Annotated in this window: 20 protein-coding genes; 10 read left to right on the top strand and 10 right to left on the bottom strand. The window is 60.8% G+C overall.

Going from position 1 to position 17891, the window contains the following annotated elements:
• The gene (locus AC1ENN_RS12865; protein ID WP_449647622.1) at nucleotides 1-1332 is read right to left on the bottom strand and encodes an aminotransferase class V-fold PLP-dependent enzyme; all 1332 of its coding nucleotides are present in this window, start codon (nucleotides 1330-1332) and stop codon (nucleotides 1-3) included.
• Nucleotides 1333-1363: 31 nt separating this feature from the next.
• Entirely contained in the window at nucleotides 1364-2266 is a 903-nt protein-coding gene (locus AC1ENN_RS12870) for an EamA family transporter (RefSeq protein ID WP_480406209.1), read from the bottom strand.
• A gap of 83 nt (nucleotides 2267-2349) precedes the next feature.
• Here AC1ENN_RS12870 and AC1ENN_RS12875 point away from each other — a divergent pair, with 83 nt between their 5' ends.
• Nucleotides 2350-3258 carry a LysR family transcriptional regulator gene (locus AC1ENN_RS12875; RefSeq protein WP_449647624.1) on the top strand — a complete coding sequence of 303 codons (909 nt, stop codon included), beginning with the start codon at nucleotides 2350-2352 and terminating at the stop codon, nucleotides 3256-3258.
• A gap of 7 nt (nucleotides 3259-3265) precedes the next feature.
• On the opposite strand, the gene purM is transcribed toward AC1ENN_RS12875, so the two are convergent.
• A complete protein-coding gene (gene purM, locus AC1ENN_RS12880) occupies nucleotides 3266-4372 on the bottom strand; it encodes a phosphoribosylformylglycinamidine cyclo-ligase (protein ID WP_449647625.1) in 1107 nt (368 codons plus the stop codon).
• Nucleotides 4373-4505: 133 nt separating this feature from the next.
• On the opposite strand from purM, the gene purF reads away from it, so the two are divergent.
• Nucleotides 4506-5963 (top strand): amidophosphoribosyltransferase, encoded by a 1458-nt coding sequence (gene purF, locus AC1ENN_RS12885; RefSeq protein ID WP_449647626.1) that lies wholly within the window; start codon nucleotides 4506-4508, stop codon nucleotides 5961-5963.
• 59 nt (nucleotides 5964-6022) lie between these two features.
• Here purF and AC1ENN_RS12890 read toward each other — a convergent pair whose 3' ends face one another.
• The 4 genes from AC1ENN_RS12890 to AC1ENN_RS12905 form a co-directional block, all read right to left on the bottom strand.
• Entirely contained in the window at nucleotides 6023-6511 is a 489-nt protein-coding gene (locus AC1ENN_RS12890; RefSeq protein WP_449647627.1) for a hypothetical protein, read from the bottom strand.
• A gap of 203 nt (nucleotides 6512-6714) precedes the next feature.
• Nucleotides 6715-7185: a hypothetical protein gene (locus tag AC1ENN_RS12895; protein ID WP_449647628.1), complete on the bottom strand. Its 471-nt coding sequence runs from the start codon at nucleotides 7183-7185 to the stop codon at nucleotides 6715-6717.
• Nucleotides 7186-7268: 83 nt separating this feature from the next.
• Nucleotides 7269-7631 carry a hypothetical protein gene (locus AC1ENN_RS12900; protein WP_449647629.1) on the bottom strand — a complete coding sequence of 121 codons (363 nt, stop codon included), beginning with the start codon at nucleotides 7629-7631 and terminating at the stop codon, nucleotides 7269-7271.
• Complete coding sequence (locus AC1ENN_RS12905; RefSeq protein ID WP_449647630.1) at nucleotides 7628-7999, bottom strand: sterol carrier family protein; 372 nt, start codon at nucleotides 7997-7999, stop codon at nucleotides 7628-7630. Before AC1ENN_RS12905 ends, AC1ENN_RS12900 begins: the two co-directional genes overlap by 4 nt.
• 47 nt (nucleotides 8000-8046) lie before the next feature.
• Between AC1ENN_RS12905 and purD the strand changes: the two genes are divergently transcribed.
• From purD to AC1ENN_RS12925, 4 genes are all read left to right on the top strand, one after another.
• Entirely contained in the window at nucleotides 8047-9297 is a 1251-nt protein-coding gene (gene purD / locus AC1ENN_RS12910; RefSeq protein WP_449647631.1) for a phosphoribosylamine--glycine ligase, read from the top strand.
• A complete protein-coding gene (locus tag AC1ENN_RS12915) occupies nucleotides 9294-10187 on the top strand; it encodes a phosphoribosylaminoimidazolesuccinocarboxamide synthase (protein WP_449647632.1) in 894 nt (297 codons plus the stop codon). Before purD ends, AC1ENN_RS12915 begins: the two co-directional genes overlap by 4 nt.
• Nucleotides 10188-10348: 161 nt before the next feature.
• Nucleotides 10349-11368: an Abi family protein gene (locus AC1ENN_RS12920; RefSeq protein ID WP_480391380.1), complete on the top strand. Its 1020-nt coding sequence runs from the start codon at nucleotides 10349-10351 to the stop codon at nucleotides 11366-11368.
• Nucleotides 11369-11384: 16 nt separating this feature from the next.
• The gene (locus AC1ENN_RS12925) at nucleotides 11385-11519 is read left to right on the top strand and encodes a hypothetical protein (RefSeq protein WP_449647634.1); all 135 of its coding nucleotides are present in this window, start codon (nucleotides 11385-11387) and stop codon (nucleotides 11517-11519) included.
• Between the two features lie 89 nt (nucleotides 11520-11608).
• On the opposite strand, the gene AC1ENN_RS12930 is transcribed toward AC1ENN_RS12925, so the two are convergent.
• A complete protein-coding gene (locus tag AC1ENN_RS12930) occupies nucleotides 11609-12223 on the bottom strand; it encodes a DUF4166 domain-containing protein (protein WP_449647635.1) in 615 nt (204 codons plus the stop codon).
• A gap of 136 nt (nucleotides 12224-12359) precedes the next feature.
• Between AC1ENN_RS12930 and AC1ENN_RS12935 the strand changes: the two genes are divergently transcribed.
• Nucleotides 12360-12821, top strand: a complete 462-nt coding sequence (locus AC1ENN_RS12935) for a hypothetical protein (protein WP_480406210.1) — start codon at nucleotides 12360-12362, stop codon at nucleotides 12819-12821.
• Nucleotides 12822-12845: 24 nt separating this feature from the next.
• Here the strand turns inward: AC1ENN_RS12935 and AC1ENN_RS12940 are convergent, their stop codons facing one another.
• Both AC1ENN_RS12940 and AC1ENN_RS12945 read right to left on the bottom strand, forming a co-directional pair.
• A complete protein-coding gene (locus tag AC1ENN_RS12940) occupies nucleotides 12846-13877 on the bottom strand; it encodes a hypothetical protein (RefSeq protein WP_449647637.1) in 1032 nt (343 codons plus the stop codon).
• Between the two features lie 84 nt (nucleotides 13878-13961).
• Nucleotides 13962-14933, bottom strand: a complete 972-nt coding sequence (locus AC1ENN_RS12945; RefSeq protein WP_449647638.1) for a GlxA family transcriptional regulator — start codon at nucleotides 14931-14933, stop codon at nucleotides 13962-13964.
• Between the two features lie 365 nt (nucleotides 14934-15298).
• On the opposite strand from AC1ENN_RS12945, the gene AC1ENN_RS12950 reads away from it, so the two are divergent.
• The 3 genes from AC1ENN_RS12950 (at nucleotide 15299) to AC1ENN_RS12960 (ending at nucleotide 17811) form a co-directional block, all read left to right on the top strand.
• On the top strand, nucleotides 15299-16375 hold the full coding sequence (locus AC1ENN_RS12950) for an alkene reductase (protein WP_449647639.1): 1077 nt from the start codon (nucleotides 15299-15301) through the stop codon (nucleotides 16373-16375).
• A gap of 147 nt (nucleotides 16376-16522) precedes the next feature.
• Complete coding sequence (locus AC1ENN_RS12955) at nucleotides 16523-17449, top strand: hypothetical protein (RefSeq protein ID WP_449647640.1); 927 nt, start codon at nucleotides 16523-16525, stop codon at nucleotides 17447-17449.
• Nucleotides 17446-17811, top strand: a complete 366-nt coding sequence (locus AC1ENN_RS12960; protein WP_480406211.1) for a GntR family transcriptional regulator — start codon at nucleotides 17446-17448, stop codon at nucleotides 17809-17811. The genes AC1ENN_RS12955 and AC1ENN_RS12960 overlap by 4 nt, the downstream gene beginning before the upstream one ends.
• The last annotated feature ends 80 nt before the right edge of the window (nucleotides 17812-17891 follow it).

The following is a 17891-nucleotide window of genomic DNA, read 5'->3' on the forward strand; positions in this document are numbered from 1 at the left end:
TTAGGCCTGGCGACTCCAGCTCACGAGTGTCGGCACAACATCTTCGGCGAATCGTTCGTAGTCGTCTGCTGAGTTGTAGGCGTGCGCGGCGAGACGCAGGTAGCCGGTGTCGCGCCAGTTGGTGATCTGGGTTTCGAACCCGAGTTCGTCGGTGATGCGTTGACGCACGTCGTTCGCCTGCGGGCCGGTTGCTCCTAGCGTTCCTGGCAGGCGCAGCAGTCGCATTCCGGGGGCGGGCGTGCCGACCGCTACGCGTGACTCTTGGCCTGATGCCGCATCGAGCGCGTCAGCCACGACCTCAGTGGAGTAGTCGAGCAGCGACTCAATGTAGGCCCGGATGGCATCCCAACCGATTCGATCTTCGAGACCTGTAATCGCATCTACCGTAGCGAGGTAGGGCGTGTAGTCGAGGGTTCCTTGGTGGTCGAAGCGCGAAGGGAATGGCTCGTCCATTCCCCAGGAATCGATCACGGGATACAGGTTCTTAGCGAACCCCTTCTCAGCAACGAGCACTGCGGTTCCTCGAAAACCGCACGCAAACTTGTGCAAATTTCCCACCCACGCGGATGCCGCGACACCCTCTGCTGGGCGGTTCTTCACGCCGGGGGCGTGGGCGGCATCCACGAGCAGCGGAACTCCGTGCTTGGCGGCGAGTTCTGCGAGGGGCGCCACCGGAAACTCGCGTGCCGTTGAGGAACTTGAGGCGTCAATGACGAGACCAGCTGGTTTCTTGGCGAGGGCTTTGCCGAGCTTGGCGAGCACCTCATCCGCTGACGCATCCAGTTCGATGGGCACGGTGCGCACTTTTGCGCCGCGCTCGCGCGCTTCGCGCTTCGCCGAAAATGCGACGGCACCGTAGGTGTGGTCGGTGACGAGAATCTCGTCGCCAGCACTCAACCCGAGAGCGCGAATGGATGCTGTCATTCCGGCACTGGCGTTGGGCACGAAACCGAAGTGCTCGGCATCCACACCAATGAAGTCGGCTAGGTCCGCTCGGGCCTGCGCAACGCGCGCAGGGGCGGCCATGAACCAGCGTTGGGGGGCGCCTTCGGCCTCTTGCAGGTAGGCCATGCGGCGCAGCTGAGCAAAAACGGGCACCGCACCGAAAGAGCCGTGGTTGATGTGGCGCCAGCGCGTGTTGAGGCTCCAGAGCGCGGCAGCCGGCGACCCGTCTCGCGCCTCTAGTGGCTCGGGGCGGCTCAGCTCTTCCGGCTGCGCGGGCTCAGCGGATCCAACGGGCTCAGCGTCAATAGGGGTTTCGACGTCAGCGGTGGTTTCGACGTCAGCGATGGTTTCGACGTCAACCGAAGTTTCGGGCTTCTTAGGTGCCATAGTGCCCATTCAACCCCACGGCACCAGCGATTCACACTCTTTGCGTTCGGGCGCGGCGACGACGGAGCAATCCTGTGGTGATTGCGACGCCGAGAAGCAGCATCACGCCGCCGCCTGCCTCGGCAAGAGTGGGGACCTCGCCCAAAACTATCCACGCGGTGACCATCCCGACGATTGGCACGAGCATTGTGAACGGCACTACGGCAGATGCGGAATGACGCGCGAGCAAGGTATTCCAGATTCCGTAACCCACGAGGCTCGCAAGCCAAGCCGTATACGCCGTCGACAGCAGTTGCGGAACTGTGAGGTGAGTGAGGGCGAAGCCCACAGCATTCGCACCGTTGAGTGCAAGGGCGAGCAGCACCATGGGCACGGGAACCACAAGCGCCGACCAGACAGTGAGTGACAGTCCTGCCAGCCGTGACGGCGTTGCGCCATCTCGCCCGATTCGACGGGCAATGACATTGCCGATTGCCCAAGAGGCGGCTGCGGCAATCGTCACCATAAAGGCCAGCGCTGGCGTGTCTACCCCGCGCCCGCTACCGACGACGACGAGGCCGAATGCTCCGAGGCTCACCCCGACGAGTTGGCTGCGAGTGGGGATTTCGTGCAGTGCGAGCGCCGCAAATACCACGGTGAGAACGACCTGTGCTTGTAGAACGAGCGAGGCTAAGCCCGCAGGCATACCGATCGCGAGCGCCGTGCAGAGAAGGCCAAACTGGCCAAGGCTCATGAAGAGTCCGACGAGCACAACGTCGCGAAAGCGTGCTGTTGGTCGCGGCACGAAGAAGATGGCGGGCACAATGACGGCGGCGAAACGGATAGCGACGAAGAGTGCAGGCGGCATGTCTTCAAGCCCGAGGTCAATGACCACAAAGTTCAGCCCCCAGATAATGGCGACAAGAACAGCAGCAAGCGCGGAACGAAGGGGCATGGTTCGAGTCTGCTTCTCTCAACCATGTAACACCAGCGCACGATTTTGCATGTTACCCAGTGGGTTTGTTACATAATGGCGTAATGATCGATCTCGCTGCCGTCGACGCTCTGATTGCCGTCTCCCGCACGGGGACGGTGCACGCGGCTGCCGCCGGTCTTGGCTTTACTCCCTCTGCGGTGTCACAACAAATCAAGCGCCTTGAGCGCGACCTTGGCGCACGATTGCTCGATCGTGAGGGTCGCGGGGTCGTACTCACCGCTGCGGGGCGCCGCGTTGTGGATGAAGGCGGGACACTCCGCGAACGTGTCGAAGAGCTCCGTTCGCGGTTGCATGACGCAGGTGCGCGCCCTGCGGGAACCCTCAAGCTTGGGGCCTTCTCTACCGCGGTACGTGGGATGTTGCCGGCGCTCCTCGCGCAGGTCAACGCCGACTACCCGGAGCTTCGCGTTACTGTAACCGAACTCGAACCGTGGGATGCGATCGCTGCCGTTGCCGCTGGCACCCTCGACCTTGCGCTTGTGCACCATTGGGAAGGCGTAGGGATGACGCTTCCCCCGAGCCTCTGCAGCGAAGAATTGTTTCGCGACGTCGCTGACGTTCTAGTTCACAAAGATGATCCGCTCACTCTCAACGCGTTCGTGACACCGGGGGATGTGCGGGATCACACCTGGGCGTGTACGCCGGATGGCACCATTTGTTACGAGTGGTTTTGCCACATGTATCGCGGTGATCCCCACCCGCCACGCATCGACTATCGCTGCTTAGAGTTCGCTTCTCAAGTGGAACTCGTTGCGGCAGGCGTCGCTGTTGCTCTCGTGCCTCGACTCGGGCGCGGACGCCTTCCTGATGGTGTTGTGGCGATCCCGCTGCGCGAACCTGTGCCCACTCGACCGATCTCGCTCATCTGGCGAGCGACGATGACAGAGGCACCTGCCGTGCGCGCGATCCACACACTACTGAGGGCGCCCGCAATCGCGGAAAACGTCTAACAAACGGCTAGCGGGCGAAGCTTCCGCTCAGTCGCACAGCGCCACCGTTGACACCCTTGGCGCCCTGTTCGAAGCCCGAAAGATCATGGGCGGCCATCGAAACACGACCAACTTCCCACGAGGGGATGCCGTCGGCGGTCAGGGCGGCGATCGTTGCGTCGGCGGCGTCTGCAGCCACAATCGCGATCATGCCGATGCCGAGGTTCCAGGTTCCTTCAGCACTCTCGAGGCTGGATCCAGCCAGGTCAGAGAGCACCCGGAAAACGGCGGGCGGCGACCAGGTCGAACGTTCAACTTCGACCCACGAACCGACAGGAAGCACGCGAGCAAGGTTGGCGGCGATTCCGCCACCGGTGACATGACTGAGCGAGTGCACGGCACCCGGCTGCGCATCGAGCAGGTTAAGCAGCGGCATTGTGTAGAGGCGGGTGGGCTCGAGGAGCACTTCACCCACGACTCCACCGAGCTCGTCAAGACGGTCGGTGTAGCTGATCTTGTTGTTGGCCAGAATGTGGCGCACGAGAGAGAAACCGTTGGAATGGATCCCGGATGATTCCATCGCGATGACAACATCGCCGTCCGCAACAAGGTGCGGGCCCAGCTGGGCATCCGCTTCAACAACGCCAGTGGCAGCACCGGCAACGTCGTAGTCGTCTGGACCAAGAAGGCCGGGGTGTTCTGCTGTTTCGCCGCCCACCAGCGCAGTGCCGGTAGCCGAGCATCCACGCGCAATACCGGCAACGATGTCGGCGATACGAGACGGTACAACTTTGCCGCACGCAATGTAGTCGGTCATGAAAAGAGGCTTCGCACCAACAACAATGATGTCGTCAACGACCATGCCCACGAGGTCCTGACCGATGGTGTCGTGCTTATCGATCGCCTGAGCGATTGCGACCTTCGTGCCAACGCCATCCGTTGATGTCGCCATCAGGGGGTGCTTGTAATCCTTGAGGAACGCAACGTCATAGAGACCAGCGAATCCGCCGAATCCTCCGACCACATTGGGCCCATGAGTGGCACTGACGGCCGCCTTCATGAGTTCGACGGCACGGTCACCAGCGGCGGTATCAACACCGGCTGCGGCATAACTGGAGGAAGAGTTCTCGGTCACGGCTCAAGCGTACCGGCAGCTCGCACCCGCCCGCCCGCCCGCCCAGCTGAAAGCAGTCTCTCTAGGGTGTGAGAAACTAGACCGTACTCACACCGGGTACGGTCTCTTCGACCTCAGGGAGCCACGCGAAAGCATGTGCGGCATTGTCGGTATCGTCTCTTCTCAGCCCGTCAACCAGCAGGTCTATGACGCACTGTTGCTATTGCAACACCGCGGCCAAGACTCCACAGGGATAGCCACTGCCGACGGCAGCACCCTGCACTTGCAGAAAGCCAACGGCCAAGTTCGTGAGGCCTACCGCACTCGCGACATGCGCAACCTTGTCGGAACCTCCGGCCTCGGTCACGTGCGCTACGCCACCAAAGGCAATGCCTTTAACGAGAATGAAGCCCAGCCGTTCTACGTGAACGCGCCCTACGGCATCATCCTTGTTCACAACGGCAACCTCACCAATACGCAGCAGCTCACTGACGAACTATTCCGCATTGACCGCCGCCACCTCAACACCACGAGTGACACTGAACTGCTCGTCAACGTGTTGGCTAATGAACTTCAAGAGCAGGTTTCGGGCAACGACCTCGATCCCGAGCAGGTCTTCACCGCTATCTCCCGCGTGCACGACCGCGTCGAGGGCTCCTATGCCGCGATCGCCCTGATCGCTGGTCACGGCTTGCTCGCGTTCCGTGACCCGTACGGCATCCGCCCGCTCGTTTTGGGTCGCCGCCAGACCGGACTTGTCGGAAACGAATGGATCGTGGCATCCGAATCTCTCGTACTCGAGAGTGCTGGCTACGAACTGGTGCGGGATGTTGCCCCTGGTGAAGCAATCTTCATCACGCCCGATGGCGAAATGTTCTCCAAGCAGTGCGCCAAAGCTCCGGTGCTGATTCCGTGCTCGTTCGAATACGTTTACCTTGCTCGCCCCGACTCGATCATGAACGGCATCTCCGTTTATGAAGCTCGACTGCGTTTGGGCAACAAGCTCGCCGACACTATTGCCAAGTACACGCCGATGGGCGACATCGACGTTGTCATGCCGATTCCTGACTCCTCACGGCCGGCTGCCATGCAGGTGGCGCAGAAGCTCGGTGTTGAATACCGCGAAGGTTTCTACAAGAACCGCTACGTTGGCCGCACCTTCATCATGCCCGGCCAGGCCGAACGCAAAAAGAGCGTCAAGCAGAAGCTCAACGCAATGAGCAGCGAGTTCAAGGGCAAAAACATCCTCATTGTGGATGACTCCATCGTGCGCGGAACGACCTCCAAGGAGATCGTTCAGATGGCTCGCGAAGCTGGCGCCAACAAGGTCACTTTCACGTCAGCAGCACCGCCCGTGCGCTTCCCACACGTCTATGGCATCAACATGCCCAGCCGCGCCGAGCTCATCGGTCACGGCCGCAAGATTCCCGAAATCGCGATGGAACTCGGCGCCGACGCCCTCATCTACCAAGAGGTAGCCGACATGCAGGCTGCGATCATCGAAGGCTCCGACGTGACGGCGCTCGAAATGAGCTGCTTCACCGGTGAGTACATCTCCGGCAACATCACGCCCGAGTACCTCGACTGGCTCGAGAAAAGCCAGCTGAGCTAGTTAGGCTGCGGCACAAACCGCTGTAGGAGAGCGTTGGCCGTGACGAATCGAACGGCACGTTAGTCGGGCTCGGTTTCCGTGGGCGCCTCTTGAAGCTGAACCCACGTCGCACCGGAGCTCGGGAAGTCGCAGTCGTCTTCTGCCAGCCACACTTCTATTCGGCCAGCTTCGTCGCTGTCGTCCATGACATGCCCGGTGACTCCGATTCCGCCCGCGCGTCTGTAGCTGAGAGAATCCGGCCGAGTGGATCCGGTGTACTCCAGCAGTTCGAGTCGTGTGCCTACTTCAGCCAGAGCATCAGCTCCTACGAAGACGAAGTAGTGGGTGTAACCGTTCCTTGGTGTGGGCTCACCGCCCGCTCCTTCGCAAATAACTTCGCCAACGGTCGCTGCCTCAAAATCAGCCACAGCACCGTCGAGATTGTCCAGACGATCTTGCCTCCAACTCTGGTCGAACAAATAGCAGCCACTGAGCGAAATGGAGACGAGAAGTATCGTTCCTGCGGCCACCGCGCGCTTCCCCATCATCTTCATACTCGCCTGTGTCATGCAGAAAAGTATCGCAGCCGAAATACCGAATTGAGCCCGTTTTTAAAAAGATCCTCGACTTAGTAACGACTGGTGCGTCGCGGGTGATATCACGCCCGACAACCTCGAATGGCTCGTGCATAAGCAGCCAGACTAACTGCATCGGTTTCGCTCGAAAGCAGCGGCGCCTTCGTCCGAATCACCTGCCGGTGAGCGCCTTCCGCCTAGGGCGACTCTTGAAACTCCACCCACATCGCATCGGTACTCGGGAACTCGCAACCGTCTTCGGCCAGCCACACTTCAATTCGGCCGGCTTCATCGCTGTCGTCCATCACATACCCAACGGCCGCAATTCCGTCGGACCGTGTGTAGCTCAGCGAATCTGGCCGAGTGAACCCGGTGTACTCCAGCATTTCGAGTCGGGCGCCGACCGCTGCGGGAATATCGGCTCCCACAAAGACGAAGTAATGTGTGTACCCATTCTTCGGAGTTGGTTCGCCGCCAGCCCCTTCACAAATAACATCACCAACGGTCGCTGCCTCAAAATCAGCCACAGCACCCTCGAGATTGTCCAGACGATCTTGCTTCCCATTCGGGTCGAACAAATAGCAACCGCTGAGCGAGCCGGCAACGAGCAAAATCGTTCCTGCGGCCACCGCGCGCTTCCCCACCGCAGCAAACGTCGTGCGCTTCATAAAGTGGAGTATGCCAGTTGAAGCAGAACATTAATCCTCTTCGCTAAGAAATCTTCGACTTAGCGAGAACCGGCTAATCGCCGTTATTCGAGCGTGCCCTCGTATGCTTCTGGTTCTGAGATCTCGTGCTCGGCTGTTCCCGACTTGGCGCGACGGCGCGATGAACGGTCGGCGATCAGCGCAACGAGAGCACCGACTGCGACACCGGCAGGAATACCAAAGAGACTGAAGTAGCCAAAGAGCGCCCCGAATCCGACCGAAGGATCAACAGGGAACGCCATCGTGAGAATGAACGTGGCTACGGCACCGAGTCCGCCGCCGACGATCATGAACGCGCCGTACTTGGGCGCGCGGCGGATGCTCACACCCGTTGATTCAACCGTGGTCTTGATCACAGGCTGCTGCGGTTCGGATGCCGCGGGCTCGTGTTCTGGCGTAATACTCACGGCACTATTCTCTCCCACACAACTGGGAGGTATTCGCTGAGGTCGGCACGCGACCCCGAGGCACTGATATCGCCGGAGTCGAGGGCTTCGGCCCACTCTCGTGTTCCCGTGGCTAGGGCAATCCAGGTTTCGGCATTCATTTCGACCACGTTGGGCGGGGTGCCACGCGTGTGGTTGGGGCCTTCGATCGCTTGAACCGCGCCGTATGGGGGAACCCGCACCTCGACGGAGTTGCCCTCGGCATCGCGCCCGAGAACTTGCAGGAGATATCTCACTGCGGTGGCGGTCGCATCGCGATCTGCTCTACCGTCTTTGACCATTCGGATGCTTGCTTCGCCAGCAATTGCGGCAATCTTCAGCTGTGCCATACCTAAACGCTAGCAAGGAACACTGAACGCTTGGTTAGGCTGTGCTTGTGCGAATTCTTGTTCTTGGATCCGGTGCCCGCGAGCACGCCATTGTGACGTCACTTCTCAGTGAGGAGGAGACGCACGAAATCACGGCTGCGCCCGGTAATGCCGGCATTGCGTCTGTTGTTGAAACTGTCGCGCTTGACCCCACTCGGGGAAGCGTTGTTACCGAATACGCCCTCGACAATGACATCGAACTCGTCATCATCGGGCCAGAGGCTCCTCTCGTTGAGGGCGTCGCTGATGATCTTCGCCGCCGAGGCATTGCCGTGTTCGGCCCGGGCAAGGCTGCCGCAGCCCTTGAAGGCAGCAAGACTTTTGCGAAGCGCATCATGGATGCCGCCAATGTCCCTACCGGCCGCGCCCACCGCGCCGGCTCGATCGATGAAGCCATTGAGGCTCTCGACGAATTCGGTGCTCCTTATGTCGTGAAGGCTGACGGCCTCGCTGCCGGCAAGGGCGTTCTCGTTACCGGCGAGCGCAATGCGGCCGTCGATCATGCCAAGCATTGGCTCACCTATGGCAGCGTGCTCGTTGAGGAGTATCTCGCTGGCGAAGAGGTTTCCCTCTTCTTATTGAGCGATGGCCACAGCGTTGTTCCGCTGTCTCCCGCGCAGGATTACAAGCGCGCCTATGACGGCGACGACGGACCAAATACGGGCGGCATGGGCGCGTATTCCCCGCTCAACTGGCTCCCCGAGGGCTTCGTTGATGAAGTGATTGACACCATTGCACTGCCCACGATTCGTCAGCTCGCTGAGGAGCAAACACCCTTCATCGGGCTGCTCTACTGCGGCCTCATTGTCACCAAGGACGGCATCCGCGTTATTGAGTTCAACGCTCGCTTCGGTGACCCCGAGACGCAGGTTGTTCTGCCCCGTTTGGTCACCCCGCTCAGCTCGCTGCTTTACGCCGCAGCAACTGGCGGCCTTGCCGACCACGCAGCGCCCGTCTTCAGCGACGACGTTACTGTGACGGTTGTGCTCGCGAGCGAGGGCTACCCCGAGAACCCCAAGATCGGTCGCCCGATTACCGGGTTGGATGCCGCACTCGCCGTTCCCGGAATCACCATCGCCCACGCTGCGACCGCCAAAAAGGGTGACGAGTTTGTCGCCACCGGCGGACGCGTGCTCAGCGTTGTCGCGACCGGCGAGACCTTCGCCGTCGCCCGCGAACGTGCCTACGAAGCTCTCGGACACATTCACCTCGAGGGCTCACACTTCCGCAGCGATATCGCTTTGCGCGTCGCGAAGTGAGTGACGCTGTGAACGATGCGGCTGGGGCGGATGCTGCTGCCGAGAGCGCCTGGACGCTCAAGTATTCCGGCAAAGTCCGCGACCTGTATGTGCGGTCCGACGAGCCACAGCTTGTGCTCATGGTTGCCAGTGATCGGGTCAGTGCGTTTGACCATGTGCTGGAGCCGGGCATCCCGAGCAAGGGCGCTTTGCTGACGCAACTGAGCAAGTGGTGGTTCGAGCAGTTGGCTGATATGCCGAACCATTTGGCGGATGCTGCTGCTGTGGAGGCTCCCGCTGAACTGGCTGACCGGTCGATGATTGTGAAGCGGCTCGAGATGTATCCGGTGGAGTGTGTCGTTCGCGGCTACCTGTCGGGCAGTGGCTGGTTGGAGTATCAGGAATCACAAAGCGTGTGCGGCATTGCGCTGCCTGCTGGTTTGAGCGATGGCGACCGCTTGCCCGAACCGATTTACACTCCGGCGTGGAAAGCGCCGATGGGTGAGCACGACGAGAACATCAGCTTTGAGCGCACCATTGAACTCGTGGGTTCGGAGGTTGCGACTGCGCTTCGGGATGCTTCGCTCGACATTTTTGCGCGGGCTTCAGCTATCGCTGAGACGCGTGGGGTGATTCTCGCTGACACCAAGTTCGAATTCGGGGCCGACCCGGAGACCGGTGCTCTCGTGCTGGCCGACGAAGTTCTGACGAGCGACTCAAGTCGCTACTGGGATGCCGAACTCTACGCCGCCGGAGGACCTGGTCGTCTGGCGAGCTTTGACAAGCAGATCGTGCGCAACTGGCTTTCCGCCCACTGGGACAAGCAGGGCGTTCCGCCCGAGCTGCCCACCGACATCGTGGAGCAGACCGCTGCGCGGTATCGCGAGCTGATTGAGCGGCTTACGGCGTAGTCGACTCAGCGCGGCAGATGTAAGACACTGCCCTTAATGACTCTCCTCACAGGTTTTCCACAACGCCTACCAGCTGTTTACCGTCCGTGGTAAGTTTTGTCTATCACGATCAGCCCGCTCGCCTTTCGGCTCGGGCTGATTTTCTTTAACTAGGGAAGCTCGTGGCTAAATACACAAAGAAGTGGCTCTCGATCGACGGTCAGCTCGACAAACTCGAGTCTCATGGTGTCACTATTCTGGATCGGCAGGCGGGGTATCAGTTGCTCAGCGCGGTGGGCTATTACCGCGTCACGGGCTATCTGTATCCGCTTCGCGAATCCGAGAGTTACGTGGATGAACACGGCCGTCCACGAGTGCGCGTTCTCAACGAATACCGGACCGGCACGACACTCGAGTACGCCGCTGAGTTGATTAACTTTGATCGCGAGCTTCGCATGCTGGTGCTTGACGGCATCGAACGGATCGAAATCTCCCTGAGAACCCGTCTCGCTTATACGCTCGGGCGCAACTCCGCATTCGCCCATCTAGATCCCACCTGTTTCGTAAGCTCATTCACTGAACCAAAGGTTGACCAGGCAGCGGGAGCGCCCTTGCTCAGTCCGCACCAAGAATGGTTAGAAAAAGTCGACGAGCGTCGCGCGGACTCCCGCGAAGCGTTCGTGGCGCATTTCCGTGAAAACTACAACGACACAATGCCCATCTGGGCGCTCACGGAGATTCTCGAGTTGGGGCAAGTCAATCGTCTATACAACGGCCTCAACAATTCGATCGCCACCGAGATAGCCGACTACTACAAAGTCCCAACTAAGAAAATGATGCACAGCTGGATTTCGAGCCTCAACTACGTGCGCAACCTGTCGGCGCACCATGCTCGGCTCTTCAATCGCAAACTCGTCGCGGCACCCGCTCGCCCGAGTCGCGTTCAAGTGCCGTTGCTCGGGCACATGAAAGACCAAGATTCAGCCAAGCAGACTTTCGGCATCTACAACGCCTTGGCAGTCATGACGTATCTCCTGCGCACCGTGGATGCCAATAGCGGATGGGCCGAACGCCTTGTAAATTTGATCGATTCGTTTCCAACAGAGAACCAGCTCGGGGTTGAGTCGATGGGATTCCCAGAAGCTTGGTTTGCGCTGTCACTTTGGGAGCCTGAAGGTGAGCCACTCATGCCGCTCAATTAGGAAGTAATCTTCAGCTATGGGTCGGCTGCTCCGACTCGCTGATCGGGGGATCATGAACCGGGCAACGTGGATCGAAGGCTTTGTGCTGATTGGCGGCGCGATCCTTAGTCGTCGTACTGCTGAACGGTCGCGAGGCACAGGACAGCCGTAGCCTGTGAGATGGGTCAACGTACTAGTGCACTCCATAGTGCCCCCGGAATTACGAGTTGTGAACGGACCATTCCCCCAACCTCGGGGACTCTAGTTGTAGCCGTAGGTGAAGAGCCCGGCGTAGCGGAACCAGTCGCCCAACAGCGGGGTGTGGAGCCGAACATCCACATGCTGCTGTCCGTCTGCCCACGATTCGTCGACCGTAACGGTGGCAAGCGCGGGAATGCGGAGGCGGAGGCCAGCCAGATGCAGCCACTGGCGATCGGAGCGCAACTGCATGCGGCCATCGGTGACGGTGAGTGTCATGCGCACTTCGTAGCCACCGCGTCGCCCCAAGAAGTCGTGCAGGTGACCGTCGACAACGCGCATCATGTCCTGCAGCGGACGATCGCGGCCCGGAAAGTGGAAGGTGCGCACCGCGCCGAGACCACCATCCGCGGTCGGGGTGTTGACGACATCGAAGGGTACGTTGCGCGCGTACTCCGGGAAGAGGATGCGCTGCCACGCCATAAACGCCAGCACCGGTTTCAGGATGCGCAGCGGCGACCCCGCCACGTCGAAGACTCCGCTGCCAACGCCGACTCGTTGCCCGCCGTCGAAGTAGGGGCGAAGCTCGGGGGCCAGCAGGTCGAGTTCAGCGCCGAGCACGCGCCGGTAGACCGACTCGTTCACGATTGCGCCTGTTGACGGCTGGGGTTCGACCACCCGCTCATCATTACATGGACACACACCCTCGAGCCTCAGACTGGGGGCCGAGCACCAAGTTTTCAGGCTCTGGGGAAAACCCCGGTCAACGGGCACCTCGCCAACGATCGACAAGGCAACGCCGCTTGAGTGATTAATGCTCTACTCTCGCCCTATGGTCAATTCGACGGATGTGACTAGTCGGGGCAATAATCGACCGCCGATTCCTTGGCGTGCGATCACCATCGCAGTCGCCGCACTATCGCTCTCCGGATGCGCGATCTTCGATCCCCAGAGCGTCCTCACCCTTGGCGACGTAATGGACTCCCAATACGATGCTCCTGATGTCACGACTGACGTTGCCGAGATTACGGACACGGCCTGCGGCTCCGGGCTCGACTGCGTGGAGGCGTACAGCACCGCGGAGGCTGACTACTTTCGGTTTGACACTCGACACGGTGCTGAAGAATACGGAGCCACTCTCGAGGATGGCTTTGTCATCAACTTCATCGTGATGGATTTTGAGGGCAAGGATGCCTCGGTCGAGCACCAGCTGTGGGCGATGCAGGCCGTGGCCGGGACCTGGAACGATTATGAGGGCGAGTTCCCTGATCGTTAGCGCCAAGCATCCACGGCGTCGACCCTAGGAAAATTGGCCTGAGGAAAGAGTTGCCGCCGGGCGACTACTGCGGCGGTGAAACACGTGCAGCACCACGCCAACCAGCACAGCAACGACGACCGCGACCGCTAGCGGCGGCACCACAATTTCTGGCAGCGTCGCCGCTTGGCGAAACACTTCAAATCCGGCGCTGGCCATCTCCCGAAGATCATGCGCGTACACCCGGCTCCCGGCGGCATAGCTGATCGCTGTCGCCACGGCCGGCACGATCCAGAGCAACCCGAAGCTCACCAGCACCGCAATTACACGCCCCACCGAGCGGATGCCACACCATCCCACCGCAAGCCCGACCAGTATCGCTGGTACCCAACGCAGCACGCTGGCCGCCCAGCGCCGGAAATCGTCAATCGCCCCATACTGCTGGTTGGTGAGCGGATGCAGGATCTCCCCCAACCACGGCGCCAACGCAACTGCGGCCATCGCGTAGCCGATCAGTGCGCCCGCGCGAGGAGCGCGGGCGATCAACCAAAACACCGCAATTCCCACCAGCATCGCAAGCACGGCAACGCCAGTGACAGCCGCAAGATAGAACGTCGCCTCGCGCCGCTCTTGAAGCCCGCCCTGTACGACAACGTAGGCCTGAACGATCGCGCCCAGTTGCACCACGATGAGCGAAAGGAACATCACCAGAACTCCGCGCCGCGGCATCCGGGATCGCAACAGGCGTGCGAGAAGCCCCGCGACCGCAGCTCCAACCACCATCAGCCCGATCTCTGTGGTCAACGCATATTGGCTAAATGGCAGCAGCACGAGCGGCATTTCATCAGGCGCAACCTCGACCGCCCACAGGTTTTGCAACGGCAATCGCAGTCCCTGAAGTAGCCACGGCAGCAGCCCAACCACAGCCGCGCCCACACCGAGGAGGGCGCTCATCCACACGGTCACAGAACGATGAGCGGATGCCTCGCCTGCCAGCTCCGCGGGATGCTCTACCTCCGCAGCATTCGTCACTGTGTCGGTCTGCTCGGCAGGAATCTCGCTCGTGTTGTCGTCCACAGCGGCCAGTCTATGAACGTGGGCCGCAAGAGGGAAGAGTATCAGTGAGAAATATTCGACACAGCTTTAGGCTCCTAATCGCCCTCAGGCCGAAGCTTTCGCGTCCATTGCGCAGCTGAAGCGACTGCGATAGGCGCTGGGAGTCATCCCCAGTTTGCGCGCGAAGTTCTGACGCAAAACAGCCGCAGAACCGAACCCGCTCTCCCACGCCACTTGCTCAAGCCCGAGTGACGTCTCTTCGAGAAGCCGTTGCGCGTGGAGCAGTCGCTGCCGCCCAAGCCAGGCCGCGGGCGTGGTGCCGAGATCCGTTTTGAAACGCCGCGCGAAGGTGCGAGGAGACATCTGGGCCCGACGCGCGAGCTCCTCGACGGGAAGCTCATCGCGCAGGTTCTGCAGCATCCATTCGGTCACAGCGGCGAATGATTCGGATTGAACAACCGGCAACGGCTTGTCGATGAACTGCGCTTGGCCACCGTCGCGCTGCGGAGCGATCACCATGCGGCGTGCGATGCGATTCGTGATTTCCGCCCCGAGCTCTTGCCGAAAGAGGTGCAAGCAGGCGTCGATCCCCGCTGCCGTTCCCGCGCTCGTGATGATGCGGTCATCCTGCACATAAAGCACGTCGGGGTCGACGTCGATCTTGGGGTACATGTCAGCAAAGGTCTGCGCGTACATCCAGTGCGTCGTTGCACGGCGCCCATCGAGCAATCCGGATGCCGCCAGGGTGAACGAGCCGCTACAGATGGCCAGCACCCAGGCCCCGCGAGCGACCGCCCGTTCGAGCGCTGCGGAGATTCGGGCATCCACCGTGCCCCACGTGGCACGCGGAACGGGAGTGAGCACGATCACGTCGGCGTCATCAGCGAAGGAGAGGTCGTCTTCGACGTTCATCGTGTAGCCGATGCTGCTGCGGATAGCACCGGGTTCGGGCGTGAGCACTCGAAAGTCGAATGATTGGATGCCGTCATCGGTGCGGTCAAGGCCGAACGCTTCGCAGGCCAGTCCGAACTCAAACGGGGTGAATCCGTCTTGCACGATGACCGCGACGCGTTCCATGAGGTCCTCTACTTTTCGTTGAATCCACCATTCTCAAAGTTGGCAGTATTCATTCGATAGGTGGCACACCTGCCACTTTTGGCAGGTTTTACTCGATCATAGTGTTTATGCCATGTTCAGTGCAATCATTATCGCCACCGTCTCCGTTATCGCCATCGTGGGAACCCTCCGCGAACTTCCTCAAGGAGGTCACCGCAGAATCCCTACCGACTGGACACGCCTGCCCTAGCGCGCGAACTGATCCAACTCGGTCACCTTCACGCCCTCGCACTGATTGCCCCCGCCGAACCGCGCATTTTCTCAGGGAGGAATAGTGCCCACCTCCCGATGTTGGACTTGATACGACCAACAGAAAGAGATCTGCTGTGAACTTGTTTTCCCCCACGACCCTCGGTGAGCTACGCCTCAGCAACCGCTTAGTAATGGCGCCACTCACTCGCACCCGATCAGGAAAAGCCGGCGTTCCGGGCCCGATGGTCGCCGAGCACTACGCCCAGCGAGCCTCGCTCGGTCTGATTGTGTCCGAGGGCACCTACCCAAGCCACGCCGGGCAGGGTTTCCCCGGCCAGCCCGGTCTGGTCACGCCCGAACAGCTCGAGGTGTGGAAGCACGTTACCGCCGGAGTTCACGCGGAAGGCGGCCAGATCGTCGCGCAAGTAATGCACGCCGGGCGGGTGAGCCACGAGAGCACCAACGGCGGATACACCGTGGTCGGCCCCAGCGCGATCGCGATCAACGGCCAAACCCGCACCTACGACGGCAAGCAGCCCTACCCGGTGCCGCACGCACTCACCGAGAGTGAACTCGCAGGCGTGGTCGACGAATTTGTGACAGCCTCACGCAACGCTATCGAGGCGGGCTTCGATGGCGTGGAGCTTCACTCCGCAAACGGATACCTTCTGCACGAATTTCTCTCCCCCGCCTCCAACCAGCGCGACGACCAGTACGGCGGTTCCCCCGAGAATCGCGCTCGCTTCGTGATCGAGGTCGTGACGGCGGTGGCGGATGCAATCGGTGCCGGCCGTGTTGGCCTGCGCATTTCCCCTGAGCACAACATCCAAGACGCACTGGAAACGGATAGCGCCGATGCGCTCGCAACCTACGGCGCCCTGGTCGACGCCCTCTCCCCGCTCGGCATTGCCTACCTCAGCGTGTTGCACGCCGAACCCACCGGTTCTTTCGCTCAAGAGCTGCGTGCCCGCTTCGGCGGACCGGTGCTGCTCAACAGTGGCTTCGCGCAGATGACGACTCGTGATGAGGCCCTCAGCCTGGTTCGCGACGGTCACGCCGAGGGCGTTGTCGTGGGCCGTCCGGCTATCGCAAACCCTGACTTGGCCTATCGCTGGCAGGAAAACCTACCGCTGAACAGCCCCGATGCTTCAACTTTCTACGGCGGAGGGCCCGAAGGCTACACCGACTACCCGACCTTCGAGCCAAGCTAACGCGGCGGCCGCGCGACCGGCAGCGCGGCCGGCCGCGAATCACGTTAATGGAGTCTGGATGACACCTAGTCGCGCAAATGTACCAGCCGCGTGTTACATTGAATGTACTTCACCACTAGTACATTTATTGTTCATGGAGCCCCCTCAATGCCCGATTTCGTCGTTCTCATCTGGTTCAGTTTCCGCTCCTTAATCATCGGGCTGGCGCTGGCAGTTGTGTGGTGGCTGGCACAGGGGCGCAAAAGCCAGCTACCCACCGGGCTCACCGCTGCGGTCACGGCGACAGCGGCTTCACTGGCCCTGGCCTGCATCCTTTACCTGAATGCGGCTATCGGATTTTCCGTACTCCGACCTCCGCTGTCGGAGCAACTTCCGCCATGGGTGTTCGAGATGCGCATCCTGTGGGCTCTCGCGGTGGGAACCCTCGCCGTCGCACTCCTCGCCATCCCTATCGGCGCTCACGCCCCGCGTGGTCACGCAAGCCTCACGCGGCGAACACCGTTCAGCTTCGGCCGGCGGAGGTGGTTCGCTGGCCTCACCGCAATTGTCGGTGCGATCGTCACGATTTCGGTGCTGGCGGGCATTGCATCCGAACCAGACGAAGAAGGCCATTGGCGGAACTACACCGTGGATGCCGGAAGCTCTATTTCATTCGGAACTTCCATTTACGGGTGGTATTACTCGATTCCCGCCTTGATACTGCTCACCACCCTCATTGCGGTCACGATCGTCGTTCTTTGGCTCATCGCCCGGCCTTCGCTCACCATCGACCACGACAATGATGTGCGAATACGTCAGCTCAGAACACGAAACACCTTGGCGGTCGCAAGCGGGGCACTCCTGATCCACCTCGGTTCGATATTCACGTCGCTGTCGTCGACAGCATCGCTGCGAGGAGGAGCAGCCATTGGCGATAGCGGCTGGGGCTCTTGGACGACCCCCTTTGCCGCTATACAGCCAGCTCTCTTGCTGCTCGGCCTGGGTATCTCCGCGCTCGGCTATGCATTCTGGTTCGGCGTGCTGCTTTCCGCGCTTTTCAGCCGTCGCGCCAGCATCGCCACGGTTCGATCATGATGATTAGCCTGGCGGGGTCATCCCCCGCCGTCGACCAAATTCGGGACCAAATTCGAGGCCTCATAGCCGCCGGAACTCTGGCAGCGGGCGAGCGGATCCCCTCAGTTCGTCAGCTCGCAAAAGATCTCGGCGTTGCTCCAGGGACCGTCGCAAGAGCCTACAAAGCTCTCGAAACCGAGGGGCACTTACGCACCCACACCGGAGGTGGAACCCGCGTTAGCGCAACGGCGGCGGCCACCCCTCTCGCCGTAGTCGAAGCTGCCCGCATCCTTGCCGACACCAGCATTCGCGGCGGCGTTGACCTCGAAGAGACCACACGAGTACTGCGTGCTATCTGGGCCTCGCAGCGCAAAGGCGACTAAGCCCCATTCGTCACCGTGCGGGCGCCGGGCGCAAGGCCGTGAATTTGTCAGTTTCACTTGACAAATGTTCCATGTCAAAT

Source organism: Rhodoglobus sp. G.S.23, from assembly GCF_056675935.1.

What these genes read in the sequence shown, in the direction of transcription:
- AC1ENN_RS12865 (WP_449647622.1), bottom strand. Translation starts at nt 1,332, where the DNA reads ATGGCACCTAAGAAGCCCGAAACTTCGGTTGACGTCGAAACCATCGCT.
- AC1ENN_RS12870 (WP_480406209.1), bottom strand. Translation starts at nt 2,266, where the DNA reads ATGCCCCTTCGTTCCGCGCTTGCTGCTGTTCTTGTCGCCATTATCTGG.
- AC1ENN_RS12875 (WP_449647624.1), top strand. Translation starts at nt 2,350, where the DNA reads ATGATCGATCTCGCTGCCGTCGACGCTCTGATTGCCGTCTCCCGCACG.
- purF (WP_449647626.1), top strand. Translation starts at nt 4,506, where the DNA reads ATGTGCGGCATTGTCGGTATCGTCTCTTCTCAGCCCGTCAACCAGCAG.
- AC1ENN_RS12890 (WP_449647627.1), bottom strand. Translation starts at nt 6,511, where the DNA reads ATGACACAGGCGAGTATGAAGATGATGGGGAAGCGCGCGGTGGCCGCA.
- AC1ENN_RS12895 (WP_449647628.1), bottom strand. Translation starts at nt 7,185, where the DNA reads ATGAAGCGCACGACGTTTGCTGCGGTGGGGAAGCGCGCGGTGGCCGCA.
- AC1ENN_RS12905 (WP_449647630.1), bottom strand. Translation starts at nt 7,999, where the DNA reads ATGGCACAGCTGAAGATTGCCGCAATTGCTGGCGAAGCAAGCATCCGA.
- AC1ENN_RS12925 (WP_449647634.1), top strand. Translation starts at nt 11,385, where the DNA reads ATGGGTCGGCTGCTCCGACTCGCTGATCGGGGGATCATGAACCGGGCA.
- AC1ENN_RS12935 (WP_480406210.1), top strand. Translation starts at nt 12,360, where the DNA reads ATGCTCTACTCTCGCCCTATGGTCAATTCGACGGATGTGACTAGTCGG.
- AC1ENN_RS12945 (WP_449647638.1), bottom strand. Translation starts at nt 14,933, where the DNA reads ATGGAACGCGTCGCGGTCATCGTGCAAGACGGATTCACCCCGTTTGAG.
- AC1ENN_RS12955 (WP_449647640.1), top strand. Translation starts at nt 16,523, where the DNA reads ATGCCCGATTTCGTCGTTCTCATCTGGTTCAGTTTCCGCTCCTTAATC.
- AC1ENN_RS12960 (WP_480406211.1), top strand. Translation starts at nt 17,446, where the DNA reads ATGATGATTAGCCTGGCGGGGTCATCCCCCGCCGTCGACCAAATTCGG.